The 6,948-nt window shown below is 65.3% G+C and carries 6 protein-coding genes; all 6 read right to left on the bottom strand.

All coding sequences use genetic code 11. The annotated features are described in order from the left end of the window. Window positions 1-326 precede the first annotated feature (326 nt). The 6 genes from U1R88_RS28780 to ppaT all read right to left on the bottom strand — a co-directional run bounded on the left by U1R88_RS28780 (window position 327) and on the right by ppaT (window position 6,730). Window positions 327-1,100, bottom strand: a complete 774-nt coding sequence (locus U1R88_RS28780; protein WP_322434357.1) for an ABC transporter ATP-binding protein — start codon at window positions 1,098-1,100, stop codon at window positions 327-329. Next, the gene (locus tag U1R88_RS28775; RefSeq protein ID WP_322434356.1) at window positions 1,093-1,983 is read right to left on the bottom strand and encodes an ABC transporter ATP-binding protein; all 891 of its coding nucleotides are present in this window, start codon (window positions 1,981-1,983) and stop codon (window positions 1,093-1,095) included. The genes U1R88_RS28780 and U1R88_RS28775 overlap by 8 nt, the downstream gene beginning before the upstream one ends. Further along, window positions 1,980-2,810 carry an ABC transporter permease gene (locus U1R88_RS28770; protein WP_322434354.1) on the bottom strand — a complete coding sequence of 277 codons (831 nt, stop codon included), beginning with the start codon at window positions 2,808-2,810 and terminating at the stop codon, window positions 1,980-1,982. The genes U1R88_RS28775 and U1R88_RS28770 overlap by 4 nt, the downstream gene beginning before the upstream one ends. After that, on the bottom strand, window positions 2,807-3,763 hold the full coding sequence (locus tag U1R88_RS28765; RefSeq protein WP_322434360.1) for an ABC transporter permease: 957 nt from the start codon (window positions 3,761-3,763) through the stop codon (window positions 2,807-2,809). Before U1R88_RS28765 ends, U1R88_RS28770 begins: the two co-directional genes overlap by 4 nt. 128 nt (window positions 3,764-3,891) lie before the next feature. Further along, window positions 3,892-5,508: an ABC transporter substrate-binding protein gene (locus U1R88_RS28760; protein WP_425545494.1), complete on the bottom strand. Its 1,617-nt coding sequence runs from the start codon at window positions 5,506-5,508 to the stop codon at window positions 3,892-3,894. Continuing rightward, window positions 5,489-6,730, bottom strand: a complete 1,242-nt coding sequence (gene ppaT, locus U1R88_RS28755) for a pyridoxamine--pyruvate transaminase (RefSeq protein WP_322434352.1) — start codon at window positions 6,728-6,730, stop codon at window positions 5,489-5,491. Before ppaT ends, U1R88_RS28760 begins: the two co-directional genes overlap by 20 nt. Between the last annotated feature and the right edge of the window lie 218 nt (window positions 6,731-6,948).

The following is a 6,948-nucleotide window of genomic DNA, read 5'->3' as shown; positions in this document are numbered from 1 at the left end:
CAGCGCCGCCGCTCAATCCGCGGCAACGCCGTCCGTCGATGGCCGCTGTATAGGGGACCCCCGCCCGCACTGTCAACGCCCCCTTTTGCGGATTTTTGCAAAATCGTCATGGGACCATGCCGGGCCCACGGGAACGGCTCCCCTCCATCCAGATCGAAACTCATCAAAAATGCCCGTTTTGGGCCGTTTTCAGGCCCCATCAGGAATAATTTACCATGTTGCGGCGCATCAAAGATTTCCTGCGCCCTGTGGATAAATTCCAGTCGAGACCGACCTGCTTGCGCCGAATCCGAGTCGAAATCGCCCTGAGACTCGCGAAAGAATTTTCAGAATCTCATTTTCGGTGCCGCGGCGACCAGCAAACGCGTCATTTCGCTTTGCGGCACTGCAACAAGCCGGTCGGGAGGGCCGGACTCGACGATACGCCCGGCATCCATCACGCAGAGCCGGTCGCACAAGGCCGCCATCACGGCCAGATCATGGGCGATGAACAAAAGCGCCGTGCCGGCCTTCTCACGGATGTCGAGCAGGAGGTTGAGGATCTGCGCCCTGACGGCCACGTCGAGCGCCGAAACCGGTTCATCCAGGATGATCAGGGCCGGATCCGTCGCCAGGGCCCGGGCGATGGCGACACGCTGGCGCTGGCCGCCGGAGAGCTCATGGGGGAAACGGCCGAGCAGCTGCTCCGGCAGGCCGACGCGCTCCATCAATGCGAGGATCCGTTGCCTCTCCTGTATCCGAGACAGAGAATGCCAGATCCGCAGGGGATCGCCGATGACGCGCTCGACCCGGGCACGCGGATTGAAGGCCGCCAAGGGATCCTGGAACACCATCTGCAGCCGCGGCCGGATACGGCGCAGAGCCTTGCCGGCAAGATGGGTGATCTCGCGCCCTTCGAAACGGATGGAACCGGCATCGACCGGATGGAGCCGCAGAATCGCACGGGCAAGACTGGTCTTGCCCGCCCCGGATCCCCCCGCCAGACCGACGATCTCGCCCGGTGCGATGGCAAGGTCTATACCATCCAGGATGGCATGCCGCCCCGCCGGCCCCCGCACGCTGCCGCACAGCGCCTCGATTTCAAGCAGGGCATCAGCCATGACCGGCCCCCTCCCCTACGGCGGGAACCTTGACGGAAAAATCCCTGGGATCGATCTCGGCAAAGCGGCGCGAGCGGGGATGTCCGAGCGCCTGATTCCCGAAGTCCAGACCCTTCAGTTCCTGATCCTTCAGTTCCTGGCGTGTCGCCAGCAAGGCCTTGAGATAGGGATGGGACGGTGTCCGGAACAGGCGCTCCGCCGGGCCAGCCTCGACCAGGCGCCCCTGGTAGAGCACCGCGACATCGTCTGCCAATTGCGAGGCCAAGGCGATGTCGTGGGTGACGAAGATCAAGGTGAGCCCGCTTCCCGCCGTCAGCGCCCGAAGCAATTCGACGATGGCGTGCTGGGTAATCGAATCGAGGGCGCTGGTCGGCTCGTCCGCGATCAGTACGCTGGGCTCGCTGACCAGTGCTGCGGCGAGGGCGATGCGCTGCTTCTGGCCGCCGGAAAACTGGTGCGGATATTTGCGCGACGCGGCATGCGGGTCGGGCAAGGCCATGCGGCCGAGCCAATCCTGCGCCAGGGCCAGCGCGTCCGCGCGGCTCCCACCCCGGCAGGCCCGGCGCGCCTCGGCGATCTGGTCGCCCACAGGGATCAGCGGGTCGAGGCTGCCGCCCGGATCCTGGAAGACCATGCCGATATCGCGCCCAGGCCGAGGCTGCGACGCAAAGCCCGGCCGGGTCAACCTGCCGGCACTCGCCGCATTGGCCGGCAGCAATCCCGCCAGGGCTGCGGCCAGGGTCGATTTGCCCGATCCGCTTTCCCCCAGCAGAGCCAGATGCCGGCCAGCCTCGATATCGAGGTCGACGCCCTGCAAGGCCGGATGCATGCCGGCACGATCGCGATAGGAGACGCCGAAGCCGCGCAAGGAGAAAAGCTTCATGCCGCCGGCTCCTTCACGCGCAGCGCCCTGGCATAGCCCCGCCCGGTGAGATGGATCGCCAGCACCATTGCAACGAGCGCGAGTCCCGGCACCAGTGACAGGGAGGGTGCGCTGCGCAGCAGCGCGCGCCCCTCGGCCACCATGCTGCCCCAGCTCGGCCTGTTGGGATCGCCGAAGCCGAGGAACGACAGCGCGGCCTCGATCAATACGGCCGCCGCGGCAATGATCGCGGCGAGCGAAATCACCGGCGGCAGGGCATTGGGGAGGATCTCCCGAAAGCCGATGACGAGCGGATGCATGCCGGCAACCCGGGCCGAAGCGACGAAATCGCGTTCGCGCAAGGAGCGAATTTCGGCACGCGCGATGCGGGCGGGTTGCGGCCAGGCACCGGCGGCGATGGCCAGCACGATGGCCGGCAGGCTCGGTCCGGTCACGCTGATCAGCGCCATGGCGAGGAGAAAGGCCGGCACGGTCTGGAACGCATCGGAGAGGCGCATCAGCACGTCGTCGGTCCAGCCACCCAGGAAGCCTGCCAGCGTGCCGACCAGGCAGCCGAGCAACAGGGAAGCCAGCGCCGAAGCGACGGCCACGAGAAGCGTGGTGCGGCTGCCCCAGGCCAGCTCGGCAGCGATGTCGCGCCCCAGCCGGTCGGCTCCCAGGGGATGGGCAGAATCGGTGAAAGGCGCGAGCAGCGGTGGCGCGCTAATGGCTAGCGGATCGCCCGGAAAGACGAATGGCGCCGTAAGCGCAAGCACGGCAAACAGAGCGAGCAACACCAGGCCGACACGGCCCTCCCCGCTGCGCAACATGGCCGCCAGCATGGTCATGCCAAACGCTCGCTGGCACCGATGCGCGGATCGAGCCAAGCCTGCACCAGGTCGGCCAGCAGATTCATGACGATGACGACGACGGCGCTGAACAGCACCACGCCGAGCAGCAGCGGCGTATCGCGGCGGGCGACCGCCTCGGCGGCCAGGCGGCCGAATCCGGGTATGGCAAACACGCTCTCCACCACCACGCTGCCACCCAGCAGGGAAGCCGACTGCAGGCCGAGCATGGTGATCACCGGTGCCAGTGCATTGCGGGCGACATGGTTCAGCGCTAGGCGCCAGCCCGTCACGCCGCGGGCGCGCGCAGCCCGGACGAAATCGGCATGCCAGACCTCCTCCATGCCGTCACGCAACAGGCGCAGGAACAGGGTCATATAGAGCAGTCCGAGCGCGCCGACCGGCAGCACCAGATGCCAGGCGATGTCTCTTGCCCGTTCCAGGCCTGTCTTGCCGGACGCCATCGTCTCGAAGCCGCTGGCCGGCAACCAGCGCAGCATGACGGAAAAGACCATGATCAGCACCAGGCTGAGCCAGAAGCCGGGCATGGCGTAGAGGGCAAGCGAGCCCAGCGACAAAACGCGGTCAAGCCAGCCATTCGGTCGCCAGCCCGCCAGGAAGCCGAGCGCGATGCCGAGCAGGAATGCCAGCGCCAGCGCCGAGCCCATGGTGATCAGGGTCACCGGCAGGCGCTCCAGCAAAATGGTGAGTACGGGCCGCTGAAAGGCGGTCGACCAGCCGAAATCGCCGTGAGCCAAGGCCGATAGATAGGCCTTGAGCCGAAAGGCAGGCCCCTGATCCAGCCCCCACTCGCTTCTCAGCTCGGCGATCCGCGCTGCATCCGCCCCGCCGATACCGGCGACATAGGCATCGACGGCATCGCCCGACGCCGATTCGAGCATGAAGAAGGCGCCGATGACGACCAGGAGCAGAACCACCAGGGCCCCGCCCATGCGCCGGAGGAAGCGCGGGATCACGGGCGATTATTCCAGGATGCGCGGACGTCTCGTCCGCCTCTTGGTCTCCCGGGAACGTGGCGCTTCCAAGAGCGGACGAGACGTCCGCACACCCGGAAACGATATCACGGCGCCATCTCCGGCAGGGCGGTATCCGCCCAGGACGACACCGCCCAACGCGGATTGTTGGAGACGTTCTGCAAATTCTCGCTGGCCACAGTGATGAAGGAGAACTCGGCCACGTTGATGAGCGCGAGGTCGTCCACCACCAGCTTCTGGAACTGCTTGTAGAGCTCGGCCCGTTTTTCGGGATCGATCTCGATCGCGGCCGCCGCGATCAGCGCATCGGTCTTGGGGTTGGCGTAGCCATACTGGTTCGAGAACGGCACGCCCGCCGGTATGCCGCTCTGGAACAGGATGGTGGTGGAAATCGCCGGATCGGACCGGTAGACCGGCGTGCCCACGGCCAGGTCGAAAGCATGATCGGTGTAGACGGCCTTCAGATGCGCCGGCGAGTCGTTGGAGACGATCTCCGCATCGATGCCGATCTTGGCCAAGGCTTGCCGGAGATAGGCGCCGAACTGCACGGTTTCGTTGAAGAAGGGCGCCGGCAACAGCTTAATATGGAAGCGGATGCCATCCGCGCCCTTCTTGTAGCCGGCTTCGTCGAGCAGGGTCTCGGCCTTGGCCGGGTCGAATTCGTAACGCTCGACATCCGGATTGTAGAAGGTCTTGTCGGTCTGCGGCACGGGACCGGTGGCTGCCGTCGCATAGCCGCGAAAGATCGCCTGCACCACGAAGCCCTTGTCGATGGCATGGGCAATGGCCTGGCGCACGCGCAGATCCGCCAGTTCCTTGCGGGTATGGTTGATCTCGATGATCATCTGATAGGTGAGTGCCTCATAGCCCGTGGAATAGACCTTGAGGCCCGGCACCTTCGAGATGCGGTCGAGATCGGCCAGCGGCACGGCCGAGAAAGCGGCAAGCTGGATCTCGCCCGCCTCGAGCGCCGCACCGGCTGACTGGCGATCGGACAGCACCTTGAACAGGATCTCGTTGAAATGCGGCTGACCCTGGCTCCAATAGTTTTCGTTGCGCTTGAGCAGATAATATTCGCCCGGCTTGTGCTCGACGAATTTGAACGGCCCGGTACCGATGAGCTTCTCATTCGCCGGGTTCTTCATGATGTCGGTGCCGGCAAATACGTGCTTTGGCAGCACCGAGGTCAGGGCCGGCAGGCAGTTGCGGATGAGCTGGAACGGTGTCGGCGCCGAGAAACGCAATATCGCCGTCAGGGGATCGGGCGTATCGACGCTTTCGAGGTCCTTGAACACGACGCGGCCGAGATTCTGCAGCTTCTTCCACACTTCCAGGGCCGAGAAGGCGACATCGGCCGAGGTGAACGGCTTGCCGTCATGCCATTTCACGTCGGGACGCAGCTTGAAGGTGACGGCCTTGCCGTCTGCCGCTCCTTCCCAGGACAAGGCAAGCTTCGGCACCAATCCGTCCGGGCCGTTGTAATCGGCCTCGGCCAAAGGCTCGATCACCTTGCTGGCGACGAAGAACACGCCGTTCGAGGCAACGATGGCGGGATTGAGATTGGTCGGCTCGGAATCGGCGGCAACGGTCAGGCGGCCGGCCGGAACCTCGCTGGCCCGGACGCGGTGCGGCAGCCCGAGCACCAAGGCCGTCCCGGCACTGGCGAGCAGGAACGAGCGGCGATCAAGCAGGGTCGACAGAATTGGCAGGATCGGCATGTGCAACCTCCCGGGAGGAGCCTTTCGAATCAGCGTGATTGGATGACGCTTGGCTGAGAATGGCAAGCGCGGCATTGACCCCGGTGCCCGCATCGACCTGCCGACCGAGCTGGTTGAGCGCTCCGCCCAACGCCGCCACCGCCGTCACGGCCAGCATCGGTTCGGCTGCCGGCCCCATATGGCCGATGCGCAGCACTCTGCCCGCCGTCTCGCCGCGGCCGAGCGAGAGCATCACGCCATAGCGTTCCAGCAGCGTATCGCGCAGGCGGATATCCGTAATGTCCTCCGGCAGGCGGAAAACCGTGGCCGAGGGTGCGGCGATTGCCTCGCGTGCCGGCCATAGCTTCAGGCCCAGCGCCTTCAGCCCCGCCCGCGCGGCTGCCGCCGTGCGGGCATGGCGGGCCCAGATCCGTTCGGGCCCTTCCTGGAGATAGAGGTCGAGCGCCGCATCGAGGCCACTGATCTCCGCGAGCGAAGGCGTGACCGGAAACGCCCGCCCGGCCTCGGCCGCCAGCTCCCAGTCGAGCAGCGACAGGAAGGAGGCCCGCGGCGCATCCGGGTTGGCCTTGATTCTTTCCCAGGCCCTGTCGCTGACGGCAAGGAGGCTCAGGCCCGGCGTGGCCCCCAGGCATTTGGCGGCGGAGGTCACGAAGATGTCGATCGCGGCCTCTTGCGGGTGCACGTCCAGGCTGCCGAAGGAGGAAACGGCATCGGCGATGACATGGGCGCCGTGTGCGCGGCCAAGGCGTCCGATCTCGGCCAGGGGATTGAGCGTACCCGAGGGCGTATCGTGATGGCAGACAGTGATGATCGAAATATCGGGGCGCGCCGCCAGCGCCTCGCGCACTCTTTCCGGATCGATCGCTTCGTCGAACGGTACGGTGAGTTCGATCACCTCACCGGCATAACGGCGGGCCCAGCCGGCATAGCCCTTGCCATAGACGCCTGAGACGAGATTGAGCACGACGTCCTTGCGGCCGATCAGCGAGGCGGCAGCGGCTTCGAGCCCCAGCAGTGCATCCCCTTGCAGGATCAGGGGCAGGTTCGAAAGGCGCAAGGCGGCCTGCAGCTTGCCCACCACCGCCCGGTAGAACTGCTGGAAATCAGGGTGTCCATCATAGACGGCAGGCCGGGCCATGGCGTTGAGCACGGCCGGATAGGCCGTCACCGGCCCGGTCGTCAGCATGAAAGGCGGTGGTGCAAGCATGGAACAGTCCGCGCGGAAAACGATTTGATCGGATGCTAGCTTCGCAGCGCCGTGCCGACAACGCATGAATTACAGCGAGTTAACGCGCCTCAAAAGGAAATACATGTTAGTTGCGTTAAAAGTAGGACTGTCTCCGGCGTGACCGTTCTGCGACGCTCATCATCCGGTTGTCTTGTGTTCGACACGATCCCGTTGTTTATGGTTTTACCTGGACACGG

It is taken from the genome of Labrys sedimenti (assembly GCF_034424805.1).
Classification (GTDB): Bacteria; Pseudomonadota; Alphaproteobacteria; order Rhizobiales; family Labraceae; genus Labrys; species Labrys sedimenti.
Note: the sequence above shows the minus strand (reverse complement) of the source record. Positions and strands in the feature narration are given on the sequence as shown.

Excerpts from the sequence above, each read along its gene's own strand:
- U1R88_RS28765 (WP_322434360.1), bottom strand. The coding sequence starts at position 3,763 with ATGGGCGGGGCCCTGGTGGTTCTGCTCCTGGTCGTCATCGGCGCCTTC.
- U1R88_RS28770 (WP_322434354.1), bottom strand. The coding sequence starts at position 2,810 with ATGACCATGCTGGCGGCCATGTTGCGCAGCGGGGAGGGCCGTGTCGGC.
- ppaT (WP_322434352.1), bottom strand. The coding sequence starts at position 6,730 with ATGCTTGCACCACCGCCTTTCATGCTGACGACCGGGCCGGTGACGGCC.
- U1R88_RS28780 (WP_322434357.1), bottom strand. The coding sequence starts at position 1,100 with ATGGCTGATGCCCTGCTTGAAATCGAGGCGCTGTGCGGCAGCGTGCGG.
- U1R88_RS28775 (WP_322434356.1), bottom strand. The coding sequence starts at position 1,983 with ATGAAGCTTTTCTCCTTGCGCGGCTTCGGCGTCTCCTATCGCGATCGT.